This window comes from Flavobacterium sp. GCM10022190, assembly GCF_042656445.1.
In the GTDB taxonomy this organism is placed as follows: Bacteria; Bacteroidota; Bacteroidia; order Flavobacteriales; family Flavobacteriaceae; genus Flavobacterium; species Flavobacterium nitratireducens.
Window position 1 is genome coordinate 400476 of the sequence record NZ_JBHSOQ010000001.1, and the last position, 19117, is coordinate 419592.

The 19117-nt window shown below is 32.5% G+C and carries 17 protein-coding genes and 1 tRNA gene; 4 read left to right on the forward strand and 14 right to left on the reverse strand.

The window, feature by feature from the left end:
• Nucleotides 1-146 precede the first annotated feature (146 nt).
• The 4 genes from ACFPTQ_RS01770 to mtgA all read right to left on the reverse strand — a co-directional run bounded on the left by ACFPTQ_RS01770 (nt 147) and on the right by mtgA (nt 5986).
• Nucleotides 147-2258 carry a glycoside hydrolase family 97 protein gene (locus ACFPTQ_RS01770; protein ID WP_379773099.1) on the reverse strand — a complete coding sequence of 704 codons (2112 nt, stop codon included), beginning with the start codon at nt 2256-2258 and terminating at the stop codon, nt 147-149.
• Nucleotides 2259-2509: 251 nt separating this feature from the next.
• Nucleotides 2510-4153 carry a DUF6377 domain-containing protein gene (locus ACFPTQ_RS01775; protein WP_379773102.1) on the reverse strand — a complete coding sequence of 548 codons (1644 nt, stop codon included), beginning with the start codon at nt 4151-4153 and terminating at the stop codon, nt 2510-2512.
• Nucleotides 4154-4295: 142 nt separating this feature from the next.
• A complete protein-coding gene (locus tag ACFPTQ_RS01780; protein WP_379773104.1) occupies nt 4296-5243 on the reverse strand; it encodes a lipid A deacylase LpxR family protein in 948 nt (315 codons plus the stop codon).
• Nucleotides 5243-5986, reverse strand: a complete 744-nt coding sequence (gene mtgA, locus ACFPTQ_RS01785; RefSeq protein ID WP_379773107.1) for a monofunctional biosynthetic peptidoglycan transglycosylase — start codon at nt 5984-5986, stop codon at nt 5243-5245. Before mtgA ends, ACFPTQ_RS01780 begins: the two co-directional genes overlap by 1 nt.
• A 128-nt stretch (nt 5987-6114) precedes the next feature.
• Between mtgA and ACFPTQ_RS01790 the strand changes: the two genes are divergently transcribed.
• Both ACFPTQ_RS01790 and ACFPTQ_RS01795 read left to right on the forward strand, forming a co-directional pair.
• The gene (locus ACFPTQ_RS01790; protein ID WP_379773109.1) at nt 6115-8016 is read left to right on the forward strand and encodes a S9 family peptidase; all 1902 of its coding nucleotides are present in this window, start codon (nt 6115-6117) and stop codon (nt 8014-8016) included.
• An 84-nt stretch (nt 8017-8100) separates the two neighbouring features.
• On the forward strand, nt 8101-9297 hold the full coding sequence (locus ACFPTQ_RS01795) for an aminopeptidase C (RefSeq protein WP_379773112.1): 1197 nt from the start codon (nt 8101-8103) through the stop codon (nt 9295-9297).
• Between the two features lie 260 nt (nt 9298-9557).
• On the opposite strand, the gene accC is transcribed toward ACFPTQ_RS01795, so the two are convergent.
• The 6 genes from accC to pdxA all read right to left on the reverse strand — a co-directional run bounded on the left by accC (nt 9558) and on the right by pdxA (nt 14593).
• Nucleotides 9558-10904, reverse strand: coding sequence for an acetyl-CoA carboxylase biotin carboxylase subunit (gene accC, locus ACFPTQ_RS01800; protein ID WP_379773115.1), 1347 nt, complete (start codon nt 10902-10904; stop codon nt 9558-9560).
• Nucleotides 10905-11023: 119 nt separating this feature from the next.
• Entirely contained in the window at nt 11024-11509 is a 486-nt protein-coding gene (accB, locus tag ACFPTQ_RS01805; protein ID WP_379773117.1) for an acetyl-CoA carboxylase biotin carboxyl carrier protein, read from the reverse strand.
• A gap of 25 nt (nt 11510-11534) precedes the next feature.
• A complete protein-coding gene (locus tag ACFPTQ_RS01810; protein WP_278034634.1) occupies nt 11535-12533 on the reverse strand; it encodes a beta-ketoacyl-ACP synthase III in 999 nt (332 codons plus the stop codon).
• Between the two features lie 176 nt (nt 12534-12709).
• Nucleotides 12710-12907 (reverse strand): 50S ribosomal protein L32, encoded by a 198-nt coding sequence (rpmF, locus tag ACFPTQ_RS01815; RefSeq protein ID WP_026715365.1) that lies wholly within the window; start codon nt 12905-12907, stop codon nt 12710-12712.
• 9 nt (nt 12908-12916) lie between these two features.
• On the reverse strand, nt 12917-13459 hold the full coding sequence (locus tag ACFPTQ_RS01820) for a YceD family protein (RefSeq protein ID WP_379773120.1): 543 nt from the start codon (nt 13457-13459) through the stop codon (nt 12917-12919).
• 90 nt (nt 13460-13549) lie between these two features.
• Complete coding sequence (pdxA, locus tag ACFPTQ_RS01825; RefSeq protein WP_379773122.1) at nt 13550-14593, reverse strand: 4-hydroxythreonine-4-phosphate dehydrogenase PdxA; 1044 nt, start codon at nt 14591-14593, stop codon at nt 13550-13552.
• A gap of 56 nt (nt 14594-14649) precedes the next feature.
• Here pdxA and ACFPTQ_RS01830 point away from each other — a divergent pair, with 56 nt between their 5' ends.
• The gene (locus tag ACFPTQ_RS01830; RefSeq protein ID WP_379773124.1) at nt 14650-15237 is read left to right on the forward strand and encodes a riboflavin synthase; all 588 of its coding nucleotides are present in this window, start codon (nt 14650-14652) and stop codon (nt 15235-15237) included.
• Nucleotides 15238-15264: 27 nt separating this feature from the next.
• On the opposite strand, the gene ACFPTQ_RS01835 is transcribed toward ACFPTQ_RS01830, so the two are convergent.
• The 3 genes from ACFPTQ_RS01835 to mce form a co-directional block, all read right to left on the reverse strand.
• Nucleotides 15265-15576, reverse strand: coding sequence for a hypothetical protein (locus ACFPTQ_RS01835; protein WP_379773127.1), 312 nt, complete (start codon nt 15574-15576; stop codon nt 15265-15267).
• A 272-nt stretch (nt 15577-15848) separates the two neighbouring features.
• Nucleotides 15849-15922, reverse strand: a tRNA-Ile gene (locus ACFPTQ_RS01840).
• Between the two features lie 118 nt (nt 15923-16040).
• Nucleotides 16041-16439 carry a methylmalonyl-CoA epimerase gene (gene mce / locus ACFPTQ_RS01845; RefSeq protein WP_379773129.1) on the reverse strand — a complete coding sequence of 133 codons (399 nt, stop codon included), beginning with the start codon at nt 16437-16439 and terminating at the stop codon, nt 16041-16043.
• Nucleotides 16440-16595: 156 nt separating this feature from the next.
• Between mce and ACFPTQ_RS01850 the strand changes: the two genes are divergently transcribed.
• Nucleotides 16596-18281 (forward strand): Ig-like domain-containing protein, encoded by a 1686-nt coding sequence (locus ACFPTQ_RS01850; protein WP_379773132.1) that lies wholly within the window; start codon nt 16596-16598, stop codon nt 18279-18281.
• On the opposite strand, the gene ACFPTQ_RS01855 is transcribed toward ACFPTQ_RS01850, so the two are convergent.
• The gene (locus tag ACFPTQ_RS01855; RefSeq protein WP_379773135.1) at nt 18278-19042 is read right to left on the reverse strand and encodes an amidohydrolase; all 765 of its coding nucleotides are present in this window, start codon (nt 19040-19042) and stop codon (nt 18278-18280) included. The genes ACFPTQ_RS01850 and ACFPTQ_RS01855 overlap by 4 nt on opposite strands.
• Nucleotides 19043-19117 lie beyond the last annotated feature (75 nt).

Genomic DNA, 19117 nt, shown 5'->3' on the forward strand with positions numbered 1-19117 from the left:
ATTTACTTAAGAAAAAAATAGTAAGTTGACTTAATATGGACAAAAAAAAGAGGCTATCTCACAAAAATGAGATAGCCTCTTGAACCACTATAGTCAGACTATAGCAACCTTCACAATATTAACCAACTACTATTCTACTTTATTAATTACTGTTTTTCGATTATACTAATTGCGTATCCTCCTGCAGGAACTGACAATTGGGTCAACTTCGTTTTATTAGTCACGTTCATTTTTCGAATTGTGTACGCCTGTGGATTTGTTTTGTAATGAGCATTTTTTGCATCAGCATAAATAGTAGCTTCATATTTTTTACCTTTTTCAAGGAAATCAAAACTTATGGTAGATGTACGAGCAGTTTCGCCATTTACATTACCAACAAACCAATTATTAGTCCCCTTAGCTTTTCTGGCAACAGTAATATATTCTCCTGGTTCAGCTTCTAAATATCGGCTATCACTCCAATCTACTGCCACGTCTTTAATAAATTGAAAAGCATCTTGAAAACGGTTGTAATTCTCAGGTAAATCGGCCGCCATTTGTAAAGGGCTATACATTGTAAGATACAATGCTAATTGATTAGCCAACGTACTGTTTAAGTGAGAAGTGTTTTCAGGATTAAGTTTGCTAATATCCATTTCAAAAATTCCAGGAGTATAATCCATTGGCCCACCAATTAAACGAGTAAAAGGAAGAATGGTAACGTGATTAGGTTTAGACCCTCCAAATGCTTGATATTCTGTACCTCTAGCCGATTCATTTCCGATTAAATTCGGATAGGTTCTACAAATCCCTGTTGGACGAATGGCCTCATGTGCATTGACCATAATTTTATATTCAGCTGCTTTTTCTATAGCATATTGGTAATGATTTACAATCCATTGGTTATAATGATTTTCACCACGTGGAAGTATTGGCCCAACATAACCACTTTTTACAGCATCATAACCATTGTCTTTCATGAACTGATAGGCTTTATCCATATGACGTTCATAATTACGGGTAGAGCCTGATGTTTCATGATGCATGATCATTTTAATCCCTTTAGATTTTGCATATTCATGTATTCCTTTTACATCAAAATCAGGATAAGGTGTAACGAAATCAAAAACATAATCTTTAGAATGCCCAAACCAATCTTCCCAGCCTTCATTCCAACCTTCAACAAGAACAGCGTCAAATCCATTTGCGGCAGCAAAATCAATATATTTTTTTACATTAGCGGTATTAGCACCGTGTTTACCATTTGGTTTTGCTTTGGAAAAATCAGTTACTCCTAATTCAACTGTTGGATATTCATCAGTATAAGCCCAAGTACTTTTTCCGGTGATCATTTCCCACCAAACTCCAATATATTTTACAGGTTTTATCCACGAAGTATCTTCAATTTTACAAGGGTCATTAAGATTTAAAGTCATCTTAGAAGCTAATATTTCTCTAGCATCGTCGCTAACCATAATAGTACGCCAAGGAGTTTTACAAGGTGCTTGCATATAGCCCTTATCTCCTTTTGCATCTGGTGTTAACCATGATTCAAAAATCATGTTTTTATCATCAAGATTTAGATGCATACAAGAATAATTAATTAATGCTGCTTCGTGTAAATTGATATACAATCCATCGGCAGTTTTCATCATCAAAGCAGTTTGTACCCCAGTAGGCGAAAATGATTGTTGTGATACATTAGCTGTCATCGCTTTTTCGGTTAAACCTCTAATTTCAGATAATTTTGAAGTCGTGTAATCGTACTCCTGAGTATCATAATCTCCAGGAATCCAAAAAGCAGTGTGGTCACCATTCATGGCAAACTGACTTTTCTCTTCTTTGATTACAAAATAAGTTAGGTTCTTTTGTAACGGGAATTCATAGCGAAATCCTAAACCTTCGTCAAATAAACGAAATCGGATAATCATTTGTCTATTAGTTCCATCCTGGTTTAAAGTCACTGCCAATTCATTATAATGATTACGAATACTAGCCACTTCACCCCAAACTGGTTTCCAAACTTCATCAAAAGTACTAGTCTTTGTATCTACAATGGCAAAACTATTCAATAATGATTTTTCATCATTTTTTAGCTCTAATCCCAATTTACTCGACTTAATTACAGGCTTGCCTTTGTAATTCAAACTATAACTTGGAGTTCCATCTTTTAATAATGAAAACTCCATCTGTAATTTTTGATTGGGAGATTTTAGCTGTTGTGCTACTGTAGTATTGAAAGCAACACTAAGCAGGATTAATAAAAATAATTTTTTCATTTTTGGTTGAGTTAATAATTAATACTATGCTTTGATAAATCTTAGCTAACCAAAATTATATTGATTTCATTCTTGTTTATTTTTGTAACTAAAATTGGTAGTTAAAGACAATAAATAAAAAATATAAACAATTGATTTACAGTATTTTATTTTATATTTAAAAAATAAAAAAGTAGTTATACTGTAGCATAAAAAAAACCTAAATATTGGTAAAACAATATTTAGGCTTTCTTACATTAAAGAAGTATTTCTTATTTGTTAGTTCCAATTTGCATTACATTGGCTTCAAATTCATCTCGAGGCCCCAAAGCTTTATTTCGTAATTTTGTGCGGTAATTGTAAATAGTAGACAAAGAGTATCGTAAAAATTCAGCAATTTTAACACTATCCGATATTCCTAAACGAATCAACGCAAAGATTCTTAATTCGGTATTCATTAACTCTCCATGTTTCAATTTAATATCGTCAGTATCCGATAGCAAACTGCTAAATTCCTCAATAAAATTTGGAAAAAGCAATAAAAAAGTTTTGTCAAAATTATGATAGAATTCTTTTAACTCGATGTCAATAAATTCTTTTGATTTTACTGCTTTAACTAATTCGACGGTTTTACCACTAGAAACAATGACATTCAACTTGCGTCGGTATTCATCCAACTTTCTAATATAAACCGAACATTGATCCATATAACGACCAATATATATTTCCTTCACTAAATTAGCTTCTTGAAGTGTAATATTAGTTTCATTCAATTTTTCATTAAAACTGTTCAATTCTTTATTTAATTCTAAAAACTGAGCATTAGCTAAACTGATTTCTTTTTTGGCTTTAGACAATTTTTTCATTTGTTTAAATAACAGCACCAGCACAACCATCAAGAACAATGATAATATACTTGCACTAACTAAAAAGACAATTAATTGTTTGTTATTGGTGTCGTTTTGTTTTTGATAAGCTTCATTAATAATAGGGAGCATTCGCGATATTTCATACGTTCGCAAACGTGCATTGCAAAAAAGAGCATCTTCTAAAGAACGTTTGATATACTTATATGCCCTATCAATATCTCCTTCTTTATACATAATAAATGCTAGTGAACGAAGGGAGATATATTCTTTCTTTTCTAACTGTAAATCATGTATTGCCGAAATGATAAGCCATTTTTTTTCCTGATCAAAATCTTTTTTTCGCTGGTAAGTCTCAGAAATGATATAAGCCACAACGGCTTTATCAGGATTATTATTATTCATTTTTGGAAAATAAGACTCCAAATCGCGAAGCATTTCATCATATTTTCCTTGTTGAAAAAGTTTATTAGACTGAGTTATAATGTATGAACCTGAATTAACCGGATCATATTTAAAAATAGAATCGCGAAATTGCTTGGTTAACTGCACATATTTGTCTTTTTCCTGCTTAGAAGCAGCATATTCAGACATGTAGAGATAAACTGAACTATTTACCCCATAATAAAAACTTTTGATTTCAGGAGTTGAACTAATATCTAAATTAGTTAGTATTTCCGTTGCCTCCTTATACATACCTAATGTCCCCATAATAGAGGATAAATTAAGCTTTGAGGTATTAATCTTTGTTAAATCTTTTAATGTATTAGCGACTACAAGACTTTTTCGGGCATAGTTTAAAGCCGAATCCGATTGATACGCTCTATATTGATTATACAATTTCTCGTAAATTTCATACTTATGTACATTTGAAGTGGTTAGTTTTAATAAACTTCTTAATTTATTAATTTCAACTTCTTTTCTTTTATGATACAATTCGCTCTTATCAATTGTAGTATCTAATTCATTTAACAATGAGTCAATTTCAACTTGAGAATACAAAAAGAATGGAGAAAAAACAATAAGGATTACCGTCCAGAATTTACACATTGTAATAAGTTTAGATTTGAGTTTATCAGAACTAATTTATTAAATATTTTATTCATAAATGCATTTTTAAAGATCAAAAATCATTTCTGAATAATAAAACTAATCCTTTATTTTTAAAAATTTATTTTACAATAAATAGAACTTAAAAAAGATAAGACAGCATAATAGATCCATAAAAATAGCCTATGTTTCTATAAAATTTCACTTCTTTTCCTCTATAGACAAAAGCATAGGATAGATTCCAATTGTTTTTTCGGTATCTTAAACCAGCCTCACCATTAAATCGAAAAGGCTTAATATCAAAAGTTACTGGACTATCATTATTAAAAAGGCCGCCTTGAATTGTTGCATCGTAAAACTGAATATTGAACGAAGGTGCCATGTAAAAATAAAACTCTGTTTCATTTAAACTCTTATCCTTACTTATGGAAGCACCGTAAAAATTGGAATCAGAAATTGGCAACAATTTTTTAAATCCAATTCTAGCAACAACAGCTGTTGAAAGGGAGTTAAATACGGTACCGATTTTAGCCTCGGATTGCCAATTAAAATCAAAAGTATTGTTTTGGATTGCATGCAAAATTGGCTTTGAATACATCCCGTACAGCTGGATTCCTAAATCATTTTTAATTTGATAATCCCATTCTTCAAAAGAAGTATAATGAAATAATTTATGTGTACTGGATTGAACTCGATCAGCAAAAGAATTAGGACCTATAAAACCTATTTGGACATATTTTTTTAAAACAGATTGATTAGCATAAAATAGCGAATTCCCATATTCTCCAAAAAGATAACCTGCAAAAGGCCTGTCAAACTTTTCTTCTTCATTAACATAAATTTTTCTGGGCATGTACATAAATTGCCCTATTCGAAACTCATTTACTTTTTTTATGAGTGACGGATTTTCCTTTTTAGACAGATACCTATAAAATAGTTGAAGTCCGTTAGTATAATATTGATCGTTCTTTGAAGAAGTGTACAAATCATTATCTGTAATTAGACCCAATTCAACAGTAGCATTTTGACCCGTTAACCGGATCGACAACAAAAGAAAAAAATAAATAAAAAGAAATCGATTCAATCGCATTAATATTCAATTTTTCCAACTGTTCTCATTACACGCATAATTTTGTCTTTGCGTCTATTAATATATGAGGAAGAACTTGTTGCTGTAAACTTTCTAGGATTAGGTAATATTGCAGCTATTCCAGCTGCTTGTTTTCTGGTTAAATTAGCTGCATCCTTTCGGTACCAATATTGTGCTGCTGCTTGGGCACCATAAATTCCGTCGCCCATTTCAATACTGTTTAAGTAAACCTCCATAATTCGCTCCTTACCCCAAATTAACTCAATCAAAACAGTAAAATAAGCTTCGAGCCCTTTTCGCAAATAACTTCTGCCTTGCCATAAAAAAACATTTTTTGCCGTTTGCTGCGATATCGTACTTCCTCCCTTTATTCTTCGACCTCTTTCGTTATTCTTGTATGCTTTTTGCATGGCTTTAAAATCAAAACCATTATGATGAACAAACAAACCATCTTCACTCGCAATAACCGCCTTTTGTAAATTTACCGAAATATTTTCTAGAGGTTCCCAATCGTGATTGAGATAAACAGGTTTTCCTGCCACTTTGTTCTCTATAGCACGTATAAGCATCAAAGGAGTAAAAGGAACTGGAACAAACTTGAACAACACCACTAGAAAAAGGGAAAGCCCCACAAACCATAAAATACATTTAAATATAAAAACTCTCAATCGTGTCATAATACTAGTGGTACCCTTTTTTACAGGCTTTTTTGAATTGGATTTTGAAGTGACTTTTGTCGCCATTTATAATAAATCAAATTTTTTATAAAAGTAAAAAAAATTGTTCCAGTTATTAAAATATAACTTGATTTATCTGATTCGTATTAAAATTAGAATTGGTATTTTTAAAACAATAAAAATAAATGTTCATAATGAAAAAAATAGTTCATATAACACTGATAATAATGAGTTTAAATGCCATTTCACAAAACAAAATGTCACCAGAATTACTATGGAAACTAGGAAGAATAACTACTCTAGGTATTTCTAAAGACGGAAAAAATGTAATTTATGAGGTTCATATTCCTTCAATCGAAGAAAATAAATTGAATTCTAAATATTATTCTTTGCCTTTAAATGGTGGAAACCCAATTAATATTGCATCACCAGATGACTATTTGAAAAACAAAAACATCTCTCCAGATGGCAAATACATTGTTTACAATGAAGAGGTAAAAATTGACAAAATTCATGGAAAAGATTTTTATCCAGAGCTTGAAAAATCAAATGCACAAATTTATAATGGTCTAGATTACCGCCACTGGGACAAATGGAACGAAGGCAAATTTAATCATGTTTTTTACAAAGAAAACAAGGCAGGTTCTATAGGAATTGATATCCTAAAGGGAGAAAATTTTGACAGTCCACAAAAACCTTTTGGTGGAGATGAAGATTATATTTGGTCTCCAGACAGCAAAAGTATTTTATATGTATCCAAGAAAAAATCAGGAACAGCTTATGCTACCAGTACTAATACTGACATTTACCAATACCATTTAGATACAGGAAAAACAATTAATATAACCGAAGGTAATTTAGGTTACGACACCAATCCTACTTTTTCACCAACAGGAAATTTAACTTGGTTACAAATGAAACGTGACGGATATGAATCGGATAAAAAAGATATTATTGTTAATCACAAAGGAATGAAAATCAACTTAACAGCTAATTGGGATGGAACAGTTGAAAGCTTTATTTGGAGCACAGATGGCAAAAAAGTATATTTTAATGCCGCTACTGACGGAACAATCCAGTTATTTGAAGTTGATTTCCCTGGTTTAAATAAAAAAAATCCAGTTGTTACTCAATTAACCAACGGCGATTTTGACATTACTGGATTAGTTGGTTTTTCAGGTGATGCGATAATTGTTACCCGAAGTGACATCAATCACGCTTCCGAAATTTTTTCATACAATCTAAAGAAAAAAACCTGGTTACAATTATCAAATGTAAATACGGATACCAATAAATCTTTAGCGCTAAGCAAAACCGAAAGAAGATATGTAACCACAACCGACGGTAAAAAAATGTTAGTTTGGGTCGTATTTCCACCCAATTTTGATGCTTCCAAAAAATACCCAACATTACTATATTGCCAAGGTGGACCACAATCGGCATTAACGCAATTTTATTCTTTCCGTTGGAATTTTCAATTAATGGCAGCCAACGGTTACATCGTAGTTGCACCAAATCGTCGTGGAATGCCAGGACATGGAGTAGCATGGAACGAGCAAATAAGCAAAGACTGGGGCGGACAAGTTATGGACGATTACCTTTCGGCTATTGACGATGTAGCCAAAGAAAAATATGTTGACAGAAATCGTTTAGGATGTATTGGCGCCAGTTATGGCGGTTATTCCGTATTTTATTTAGCCGGAATTCACAATAATCGATTCAAAACTTTTATTGCCCATGACGGGGTCTTTAATACCCAAAGTATGTTTGGAACTACCGAAGAGGTGTTTTTTAATAATTGGGATTTTGGTGGAGCTTATTGGGAAAAAGACAATCCAACAGTTCAAAAGGCTTACACTATATTTAATCCAATTAACAGCGTGGAAAAATGGAATACACCAATATTAATTATTCAAGGAGGAAATGACTTTAGAGTACCTATTGGTCAAGCACAGGAAGCATTTCAAGCAGCACAATTGCGAGGAATAAAAAGTAGATTATTGTATTTCCCCGAAGAAAATCACTGGGTTTTAAAACCTCAAAATGCTTTAGTTTGGCAAAGAGAATTTTACAAATGGCTAAACGAAACCTTATAAACGTTAAAAAATAATTAATGATTGTCGCTATTTTCCATATTTCCCTTTAATTTGCTCGCAAATATTCAAGCAAAATTAAAAATCATGCAAAAAACTCCTCTTAAAAAAATCTTTATAGCTTCAACATTTTTGTTGGCTATAAACAGTATTTCGGCTCAAGATAATCTTGTGAATTCACTTCGAGTAAATGCTAGCACTAACAGTAAAGAAAGTTTCAAATTTACTGATATCATTAACCTGGCAAATACTTCAGTAAAAAATCAAGGTTCCTCAGGAACTTGCTGGAGTTACAGTACCAATTCATACCTTGAATCAGAAATGATCCGTTTAGGCAAACAACCTGTAGAATTATCACAACTATTTTCGGCTAGAAATGCCTATATCGAAAAAGGTAAAAATTATGTTCGAATGCACGGAGCTGTTTCGCTAGGTGAAGGAGGAGAGCCTCATGATGTAATAAACATGTATGCTAAATACGGTGCAATGCCACAAGAAGCCTATACAGGATTGAATTATGGCACTTCTAACAACAAACTTGCAGAAATGAGTGCTATTGCAAAAGGAGTATTAGAAGCAGTTGTTAAAAACCCTAACGGAGATCTAACACCTAACTGGGAAAAAGCATATACTGCAGTTATTGATTCTTATTTAGGATCAGTTCCTGAAACTTTTACTTATAAAGGTAAAAGCTATTCACCTAAATCATTTGCAAAAGAAGTTGTGGGCATAAATCCAAGTGAATACATTGAAATCTCTTCTTTTACAGATGCTCCTTATTATGAGAAAACCATGTTAATGGTTCCTGACAACTGGGCATTTAATCAAATTTACAATGTAAAAATCGATGATATGACTACCATTATTGATAATGCGTTGAAAAAAGGATATACTGTTGCTTGGTGTGCTGATGTAAGTGAAAAAAGCTTTAGCTGGAAAAATGGTGTTGCATTTGTTCCATCAAAAGAATACAGTGAAATGAGCAATCAAGAAATTGGTAGTATGTTTGTGGGACCTAAACCTGAAATGGAAATCACTCCTGAATTACGTCAAAAAGCATTTGACAATTATCAAACTACCGATGACCATGCTATGCATATTGTAGGACTTTCAAAAGATCAAACAGGAAAAGAATACTACATAGTTAAAAATTCTTGGGGAGCAACGAATGATTATAAAGGGTATTTATATGTAACTAAAAACTATGTAAAATATAAAACAACCGCTTTCTTAGTAAACAAAGGAGGAGTTCCAAGTGAAATTGCTAAAAAATTAGGAGTATAATATACAGCCTGTCAAATCCAGAAAAAATAATACAGGATTAACAAAACGTACAATTTTTAAACAGTAGTAAGCTCTGGTTTACTACTGTTTTTTATTAATTCTTAAAAACCGAAAACATTAGTTATAAAATTAAACCATTATGAAGTTAAGTCTCATTAAGCATTTTCTTAAATCTCTTAATACCTTAATGGTTTAACTAAATTAAAGTATAAAAAAACCTCACTTTTCAGTGAGGTTTTTTTATGTAAATATAAACTTAATTATTCTGGATCATTCATTTTGAAAGTATCCATAAATGCTGTGGTATAATCTCCCGCAATATAGCGAGGATCATCCATTAATTGTCTATGGAAAGGAATCGTAGTTTTGATACCTTCAATTACGAATTCGTCCAAAGCTCTTCTCATTTTACTAATTGCCTCCTCACGAGATTGAGCAGTAGTAATTAATTTAGCAATCATAGAATCGTAGTTAGGCGGAATTGTATAACCTGAATACACGTGAGTATCTAAACGAACTCCGTGACCACCTGGCATATGCAAAGTAGTTATTTTTCCAGGCGATGGTCTAAAATCATTGTATGGATCTTCAGCATTGATTCGACATTCGATAGCGTGTAATTGCGGCATATAGTTTTTTCCTGAAATTGGAATCCCAGCTGCAACCATAATTTGCTCACGAATTAAATCGTAATCAATAACTTGTTCTGTAATTGGATGTTCTACTTGAATACGAGTATTCATTTCCATAAAGTAGAAATTACGGTGTTTATCAACTAAGAACTCAACGGTTCCTGCACCTTCATATTTAATATATTCAGCTGCTTTTACTGCTGCCTCACCCATTCTTTGACGCAATTCGTCAGTCATAAATGGAGAAGGAGTTTCTTCAGTTAATTTTTGGTGACGTCTTTGTACAGAACAATCTCTTTCAGAAAGGTGACAAGCTTTTCCATAAGCATCTCCTACAACTTGGATTTCGATATGACGTGGCTCTTCAATTAATTTTTCCATGTACATTCCGTCATTTCCAAAAGCAGCTGCCGCTTCTTGACGAGCACTTTCCCATGCTTTATGAAGATCTTCTTCTTTCCAGATAGCACGCATTCCTTTTCCACCACCACCAGCAGTAGCTTTCATCATAACAGGATAACCTATTTCACTAGCTACTTTTTTAGCTTGCTCATAAGATTCTAAAATCCCTTCTGAACCAGGAACACAAGGTACACCAGCTTCAATCATAGTTGATTTTGCTGAAGCTTTATCTCCCATTCTGTCAATCATTTCAGGTGCTGCCCCAATGAACTTAATTCCGTGTTCTTGACAAATTTTTGAAAACTTTGAGTTTTCAGAAAGGAAGCCATATCCTGGATGGATTGCATCAGCATTAGTAATTTCTGCTGCAGCAATAATATTTGACATTTTCAAATAGGATAAGTTGCTTGGTGCAGGTCCAATACAAACCGCTTCATCAGCAAACTTTACATGCAAACTTTCTGCATCAGCAGTAGAGTAAACAGCAACTGTTTTAATTCCCATTTCCTTGCATGTTCTAATTACACGAAGTGCAATTTCTCCTCTATTTGCAACTAATATTTTTTTAAACATCTTTTAAAAGTTAGAAGTTAGAAGTTAGAAATCAGAAGTCAAGAATGCTATCAACTTAAATCTAAATATTCATCAAATTCAAATCTGCAATCTAAAATCTGTAATCTAAAATCTTAAATTTATGATGGATCTACTAAGAATAATGGTTGATCAAATTCTACTGGCGACATGTCATCAACTAAAATTTTAACGATTTTTCCAGAAACTTCAGATTCGATTTCGTTAAATAATTTCATTGCCTCAACAACACAAAGCACATCTCCTTTTCCAATAGAAGTACCTACTTCAACAAAAACAGGTTTGTCTGGAGATGGTTTTCTATAAAAAGTTCCAATCATTGGAGACTTGATAGTAATATATTTAGATGAATCATCTGCTGCTGGAGCTGCTGCAACTGGAGCCGCTGGAGCTGCTGCCGCTGGAGTAGCTATAATTTGTTGTACTGGTGCTTGAGCTGGCAATTGTTGAACATAAGTTGGCTCAGGAGTAGTATTTTCTAATACAGTTCTAATGGTAATTTTAACATCATCCATTTCTAACTTTACCTCAGCAACACCAGAGTTGGATACAAATTTGATTAGGTTCTGAATTTCTTTTAAATCCATAATATTTGTGATTTTAGTTTAATTTTTATTTCTTGTCGTATGCCCATTTTAGATAGATAGAACCCCAAGTGAATCCACCTCCAAACGCAGCAAAAATAATAGTATCTCCTTTTTTAAACAAATGTTCGAAATCATTTAATACTAAAGGTAAAGTTGCCGAAGTAGTATTTCCATACTTTTCAATATTCATCAAAACCTTAGACTCCTCTAAATTCATTCGACTTGCAGTAGCATCGATAATACGTTTATTAGCTTGATGCGGCACTAAAAAGGCAACATCTTCATTTGTTAGATTGTTTCTTTTTAAAATTTGCTCACTTGCATCAGCCATATTAGTTACGGCATATTTAAATACTGTTTTACCGTCTTGTCTTATACTGTGTCTTTTTTCTTGAACTGTTTCAATCGTGGTAGGATTAAGTGATCCACCAGCATCAATTTTTAAGAAATCGCGACCAATACCGTCACTTCTTAAATATTCATCTTGCAATCCAAGTCCTTCGTAATTAGGTTCAAACAACACAGCTCCTGCACCATCACCAAAAATAATACAGGTTGTTCTATCCGTATAATCTACAATTGACGACATTTTATCGGCACCAATAAGCAATACTTTTTTATATCTTCCTGATTGAATGTAAGCTGAAGCCGTTGACATTCCATACAAGAAACTAGAACAAGCTGCTTGTAAATCATAAGCAAAAGCATTTGTAGCACCAATTTGAGTTGCTACATAAGCCCCTGTTGCTGAAACTTGCATATCAGGAGTTGCTGTTGCCATTAATACTAAATCAATTTCTAAAGGATCGATATTCGCTTTGGCAATTAAGTCTTGAGCCGCTTTGATAGCCATAAAAGAAGTTCCTTTATCAGCATCTTTTAAAATTCTTCTTTCTTTTATTCCTGTACGCGAAGTTATCCACTCGTCGTTTGTGTCAACCATAGTTTCTAAGACCTGATTGGTTAGCACAAAATCTGGAACATACGCTCCAACTGCAGTTATTGCGGCCGTAATTTTATTCATTATTCTTCGGATATTTTTCCTTCTATTTTCACACAGAAGAAAACATTTTAAAAGGGGTTAAAAATACAAAAAAATCTAATCCCTTCATCTTTAAAAACTTCTTATTTAACGAAAATCACAAACAACAAAAAACTCTCACAAAATGTGAGAGTTCATGTATTTTCTATTAAAATATATTAAGCAAAAGTAGCTTCAGACTTATCAATAACTACTTGTCCTCTGTAATACATTTTACCTTCATGCCAGTAAGCTCTGTGGTATAAGTGAGCCTCTCCTGTAACAGGACAAGTTGCGATTTGTGCTACTGTAGCTTTGTAATGTGTTCTTCTCTTATCTCTTCTTGTTTTCGAGGTTTTTCTTTTAGGATGTGCCATTTTACTATATTATTTATCCGTTAATAGTTGCTTTAATTTGTCCCAACGCGGGTCTATATTCTCTTCTTTATTCTCTTTTTTCTCTACTTCTTTTACTTTTAATTCATTCAGTTTCTCTAAGGCTTCGGTTTTTAAACTTCCGTCTTTAACACCTGGATGAACGCGTTTTAGAGGCACCGAAAGGACAATCATTTCATAAATATATTGCGCTATATTTATTTCAAATTCTCCAAAAGGCAAAATCAGCAATTCTTCATTATCATCATTAAAAGTCTCACCAAAACGGACAATCAACTTCATTTTACCTTTGATTGGCAAATCAAAATCTTCCCCAGTTACATCACAAGGCACATTCACAGTCCCTTTGTGTTTGAAACTTAACTCAAGCATATTGCTTTTTTTCTCCAAAACAACAGATACTTTAATATCCGAATTTTGAAATTCGTCATACTCAAATATCTCAAAGAACGCATTATCAATCTGATATTCAAAATGATGTTTCCCTAGCTTTAAGCCCACGAAAGGAATTAAAAATTCTTTTGTCCTATTCATTTCAACAAAATTTTGCCCGTAACTTCGGGAGTGCAAAGATATAAAATTATTGTAAATCCAATAACCTTATTAATCTTTTTTTATTTACATTTATTTTTCCTTTACTTTTAACGGATTCTCAACCATTTCTTGATACTGAATCCTTGAACGATAGACATCTATAGCCAAATAAACCGCTTCTTTAAAAGAATTAAAATCAGCAATTCCTTTGCCTGCAATATCATAGGCTGTTCCATGATCTGGAGACGTTCTAACCTTATTCAAACCTGCTGTAAAATTTACCCCTTTACCAAAAGACAAGGTCTTAAACGGAACCAAACCTTGGTCATGATACGTCGCAATAACAGCATCAAATTTCTCATAATGCCCACTTCCAAAAAAACCATCTGCAGGAAAAGGACCAAAAACCATAGTGCCTGCATCAAATAATTTTCTCAAAACCGGACGAATCAACTCTTCATCTTCTTTCCCAATAACACCTCCATCCCCACAATGAGGATTCAATCCTAAAACTGCAATTTTAGGTTGATTGATACTAAAATCACGAATCAAAGATTGCTTTACTGTATTTATTTTTTTTATGATCAAATCTTCCGTCAAACGAGAAGCTACCTGATTAATAGGCACATGATCCGTTAAGAGCCCTACTCTCAAATTATCCTGAACCATAAACATCAAAGCATCTCCTTCTAATTCCTGATCCAAATAATCGGTATGTCCAGGAAACTTAAAATCTTCCGACTGAATATTGTATTTATTTATTGGTGCAGTCACTAAAACATCGACCAAATCTTCCTTTAAAGCTTTTGTTGCCGCAACAAAGGATTTTATAGCATATTCACCTACCTTATCATCATTTGTCCCTAAATTCAAATCAACTCCTTCTTTCCAAACATTCAACACATTGATTTTCCCTGGAACAATTTGATCTAACTTATCAATCCCATGAAGACCAACCGTAAGTTCTAAATTTCTTTTTATAAATGATAAAATCTTTACATTAGCAAAAATAACTGGCGTACATAGTTCTAACATTCGAACATCTTCAAATGTTTTAAGAATAACCTCGCTTCCAATACCATTTAAATCTCCAATCGAAATTCCTACGATAATATTTTCTGCTTTTTTAATCATACCCACAAGTTTTTATTGCTAATTTTGAAGTGCAAATTTAGTAAAATAAAACAAGAATGTTTACAGGAATCATAGAAACACTTGGAACTATCCAAGAAATAAAAAAAGAAAAAGACAATATTCACGTTACAATAGATTCTTCTATCACAAACGAACTAAAAATAGACCAAAGTGTCGCTCATAACGGAATCTGCTTAACAGTTGTAAAAATTCAAGACTCACAATATACGGTTACCGCAATTGACGAAACCATTAAAAAAACAAATTTAGGAGATTGGAAAGTAGGTGATCTTGTAAACCTAGAAAGAGCGATGAAATTAGGCGATCGTTTAGACGGACATATTGTTCAAGGACATGTAGATCAAACCGGAATTTGCAAATCCATTCTAGAAACTAATGGGAGTTGGCTTTACACATTTGAATATGACGACAAACTAAACAATTTGACCATCGAAAAAGGATCTATCACAGTCAATGGGGTGAGCCTAACAGTAGTAAACTCTCAAAAAAAAGAATTTAGTGTAGCAATTATCCCTTACACTCACGAACACACTAACTTTAAAAATTTTGAAGTAGGTTCAAAAATCAATCTTGAATTTGATGTTATTGGAAAATATGTATCAAGATTAAGCCAACTTAGATAACAACATAATTGTCTATATTAAAAACAATTAATTTTTAACTTGAGATTTTTTTTGTCGAACGCGTTTATAAACAGAATAAGACACCAATCCAACTCCTCCTATAAAAACTAAAACATTATATATAGGGATATCTACGGTCAAAGGATCACAATATTGATCTGGATCAGTACTCGTTATACACTCATTATATTTCGCTAAATCATCTTCAAACTGAGCACAACATTCAAAACCCGGAGGAGGAGGAGGTGCAGCAAAAAGAATACCACTCGTTAAGAGGGAAATGATTATGAATATATTTATTTTAAAAAGTTTCACCATAAATATTGAAATACCTAGCAATCATAAGAGTCTTTATCTTCATCACTTAAATCTTAATCCTGACTAAACATTAAAGGCAAAGATAGACCATTACTCTGAATTAAACACAATAGAAAAATCCTTTACAACGTTAATTTTAAAGGGATTTCATCGATAATTCAACTTTTTTGTAAATTATATTTCATATTTTTAAAAAATCACTCCTAACTTAAATAACAATAAAGTTTATCAAAAATGGAATTTCACAAAACAAAAAAGCCTCTACATTGCTGTAAAGGCTTGACTTTAAACTGTGGTCCCACCTGGGCTCGAACCAGGGACCACCTGATTATGAGTCAGGTGCTCTAACCAGCTGAGCTATAGGACCGGTTAAGAGTTTGCAATATTACTACTATTTTTTGGTTGCTCCAAATATTTTTAGCTTAGTTTTTTACCTTAGAATTAATTATTAATAATCAAAAAATCAAAAACATTGATTATGAGATTTATATCGTCTGACAGAATTCTATCAAAACACCATTAGTGGTTTTAGGATGCAAAAAAACAACCCATTTATTATCGGCACCTTTCTTTGGAATTTCATTTAAAACTACAAAACCCTCCCCTTTTAACCTTTGTACTTCATCGTTGATATTAGTAACTTCAAAAGCAATATGATGTATACCTTCTCCTTTTTTTTCTAAAAATTTTGCTATCGGACTCTCCGGATTTGTTGCTGCTAAAAGTTCAATTTTATTGGTATCTGTTTTAAAAAAAGAAGTCAAAACTCCTTCGCTTTCTACTTCTTCAAACTTATATGGCGAAACACCTAATAGTTTTTCAAACAAAGCATTCGAAACATCAATATCTTTAACAGCAATTCCTATATGATCTATTTTTTTCATTTAAATTAAAATTTAAAAACGCTTTTCACTAAATCTAATACCGATTATAGTTTAAAGATAATCATTATCCAGCTGAGAGAATCTTAATAAATCAATAAAAAGTTTTAATTCCAGTAATTATAATTGTTATTTTGTAACTTCTAAATTCAGAATTACATGTTGAAAGACAAATTAAAATACATTTCATTATTATTAATTATAATCTTGGCCAGTTGTGCCAAAAGAGGCAGCATTACTGGAGGACTAAAAGATACTATTGCACCAACTTTAAGAACGAGTTTTCCAAAAAATTTCAGCACTAATTTTAATGCAAAACAAATCAAATTAGAATTTGATGAAATTGTTATTCTTAAAGGCTTAAAGAAACAATTGGTCATTTCACCTCCAATGAAAAACGAACCACTTATTTTGCCTACTACTGCAAGTCAAAAAATCACAATTAAAATTAATGATACTTTACAACCTAACACAACCTATAGCTTTAACTTTGGACAAAGTTTAACCGATAATAACGAAGGTAATCCGCTTAACCAATTTAAATATGTGTTTTCAACAGGAAACTATATTGATTCCTTAGCAATTGGAGGTAAAGTAAAGTATGCATTTGAGAAAGAACCTGAATCCTTTATTTCAGTAATGCTTTACGAAGTAAACGACACCTACAACGACTCTATCATTTACAACCAAAAAGATTCTGGAGGAAAAATCCCAGGACCAAGATATATTACCAATACCCTTGATAGCTTAAAAACATTCCGATTAGAAAATTTAAAAGCGGGCAAATACCGATTAATTGCTATAAAGGACCTAAACAACAACAATAAATTTGATCCAAAAACAGAAAAAATTGGATTCATCAAAGATTATATCTCGGTTCCCAATGACACCTTATACGAAATCGAACTTTTTAAAGAGGACATCCCCCTTAAAGTTTTCAAACCTACACAAGAAGCAGCTAATAAATTATTCTTAGGTTATGAAGGAACTATAAACGAAGCAAAAGACGTCCCAAAAGTTGTTTTAAAAAATAAAAATGAAATCATAGAAAGTATTGTTACCAAATTACCAAAAAAAGATTCATTACAAATTTGGTTCAAACCTTTAAAAACAGATTCTTTAAAAGTTGATGTAAACAAAGATGCTTACAACAAAAATTTTGCTTTAAAATTTAAAAATCAAAAGAAAGACACCCTAACAATTAGCGCTGTTAATCCTACTAATTTTCATGATTCTTTTGCTTTAGAAGCTACTACTCCATTAATAAAATTTGATGAAACAAAAATCAAATTGATCAATAAAGATTCCGTTCTGGTTAAATTCACGACCAAATATGACGCTTTTAATCAAAAGTTATTTTTTGATTTTAAGAAAGAACCAGAAGACAAATACTCCTTTCAGATTCTCCCGGGCGCAATGACCGATTTTTTTGAACGCACTAATGACACATTAAGTTATCAAGTTAGCACGAGAAAATTAGAAGAATACGGTAACTTGAAAGTTAAATTGGAAAACGTAAAACGTTATCCAATTATACTTGATTTAATAGATTCTAAAAGCGATGTGGTTGCTACCCAATACCTTGAATCTTACCGTGAAGTAGACTTCAATTTATTGAATCCCGCTATTTATGGTCTTCGAATAATATACGATGATAACAAGAATAAAAAATACGACTCTGGTAATTTTATAGAGAAAAGAAACTCCGAAGAAGTCATCTATTATTCAAAAGAAATTGAAAATGTTAGACCAAATTGGGATGCCATTGAAACTTTTGATGTTAGCATTCCTTATAGCCCTCCACCCAAAGAAAATAAACTAAAGCCAAAGAAAAAACAATACTAACACAATTGAAAAGCATCGCTATCATTAAGGAAACCAAAAGATTTTCTAGCTGATAGCATTTTATCACGATCTAAACGAATCACAAAAACATTTTCGGTTTCTTGTGGTTCTAACTCATAATTACCCAGAAAATCGATTACTTGTGAGTGACCCACATATTGATGCTGATTATCATCTACACCAACGCGATTCACCGCTACCACATAACTCATATTTTCGATGGCACGTGCTTTTAACAAAGTATCCCAAGCTTGAATTCTTTTTTCAGGCCAGCTCGCTACATACAAAAGCAAATCGTAATTTTCAACATTTCTGGAAAATACTGGAAAGCGCAAATCATAACACACCATCGGACAAATTTTCCAACCCAAATAATCGACAATTAATTTTTTATTCCCTGCTGTATATACTTTTTCTTCTCCAGCCAGCGTAAACAAATGTCTCTTGTCGTAGTGTTCAATTTCACCTGAAGGAAACACAAACAACATTCGGTTATAAAAATTCCCTGATTCTTCAATTACCACACTCCCTGTTATAGCCGTTTTTTTAGCTTTCGCCAAAGATTGCATCCACAGCACAGTTTCTCCTTGCATGCTTTCAGCTACAGCATTAGGATTCATCGTAAAGCCTGTCGTAAACATCTCAGGTAACACAATCAAATCGACTGACCCATTTATTTCATTGATTTTATTTTCGAAAATATCTCGATTAGCTTTGGGATTTTCCCAAATTAGATTGGATTGAATAAGTGCTATTTTCATATTAAATCGTTTGCTGCTTCACAAAGATACGCAAAGCCAAAAAGAGATTCACAAAGATTTGAAACAAACAAAAAA